Genomic DNA, 1518 nt, shown 5'->3' on the forward strand with positions numbered 1-1518 from the left:
ATAAATAGTTGCTCTTTTTAATTCTAATCCTTCGTTTAAACTAATGTTTAAATAGTCTTTTACAGGGTTTGGGTAAAGACTGAAGTTGTTTATTTCTATAACTTCTACACTTAAACTACAATCTAAACTATAAATCGCTCCAGCATCTTTGTTAGTCCAGTTTGAATCGCTATAAGCAACATCATCTACTTCTATGCAGTATAAATCTGGGTTAGTTGTTGCGTTGAAATCAGTGAAATTTGTATTATTTCCATTCTTTACATTTAAACTTGTTAAACTATTTGAAGAACACAATAAACTAGTTAAAGCGATATTGCTACTCAAATTTAAACTTGTTAAACTATTTGAATTACAAGCTAAATAAGTTAAAGCGGTATTGCTACTCACATCTAAACTTGTTAAACTATTATCAAAACAATATAAATAAGTTAAAGCGGTATTGCTACTCACATTTAAACTTGGTAAAAAATTATCATAACACAATAAAGTAGTTAAAGCGGTATTGCTACTCACATCTAAACTTGTTAAAATATTATCATAACAATATAATTGAGTTAAAGCGGTATTGCTACTCATATCTAAACTTGTTAAACTATTATCATAACAATCTAATCGAGTTAAAGCGGTATTGCTACTCATATCTAAACTTGTTAAACTATTATCATTACAATATAAACTGGTTAAAGCGGTATTGTTACTCACATCTAAACTTGTTAAACTATTATCAAAACAATATAAATAAGTTAAAGAGGTATTGTTACTCACATCTAAACTTGGTAAACTATTTGAATAACACCATAAAGTAGTTAAAGCGGTATTGCTACTTACATCTAAACTTGTTAAACTATTATCATAACAATATAAACCAGTTAAAGCGGTATTGCTACTCACATCTAAACTTGTTAAACTATTATCATAACAATATAAACCAGTTAAAGCGGTATTGCTACTCACATCTAAACTTGTTAAAAAATTTGAATAACAAGATAATTGAGTTAAAGCGGTATTGCTACTCACATCTAAACTTGTTAAACTATTTGAATAACACCATAAAAGATTTAAAGCGGTATTGCTACTCACATCTAAACTTGTTAAACTATTTGAATGACAATATAAAGTAGTTAAAGCGGTAAAATCTTCTATACCTGTTAAACTTGATATCCCTTTATTATTGACATTTAAAGTTGTAAGGCTACTTATATTTGCTGTTGTTACAAAATTATCTAAGGGTCCCGAATCATGTCCTAAATCAATTAAGGCTTGCTCGAAAGCATCATCTGGTGCATAGGTAGTTTGGGCGGTAGTTTCTAGGCTGAAAAAAAACAGCACTAAAAACATTGTAAAAATTAAATTTTTCATTTTTTTTTAGCAAAAGTAATTAATGAGAAATACTTTTATTAATAGAAATTTTTTCATAATAAGTAGGTTTGGTTAATTAATATGTTAGCTGGATTCAAGGCTGTAACTCAACAAACGTTGCTTTTTTTTCGTTGATACTAAGCTATCTTTTTTAGTTCA

The 1518-nt window shown here is 27.9% G+C and carries 1 protein-coding gene; it reads right to left on the reverse strand.

Features of this window, described 5'->3' with window-relative positions; all coding sequences use genetic code 11:
- The coding region (locus CXF67_RS09730) for a leucine-rich repeat domain-containing protein (RefSeq protein WP_374702247.1) at positions 1–1359 on the reverse strand (1359 nt) is incomplete at its 3' end.
- Between the last annotated feature and the right edge of the window lie 159 nt (positions 1360–1518).

The sequence above is a fragment of the Psychroflexus sp. MES1-P1E genome, from assembly GCF_002836055.1.
Classification (GTDB): domain Bacteria; phylum Bacteroidota; class Bacteroidia; order Flavobacteriales; family Flavobacteriaceae; genus Psychroflexus.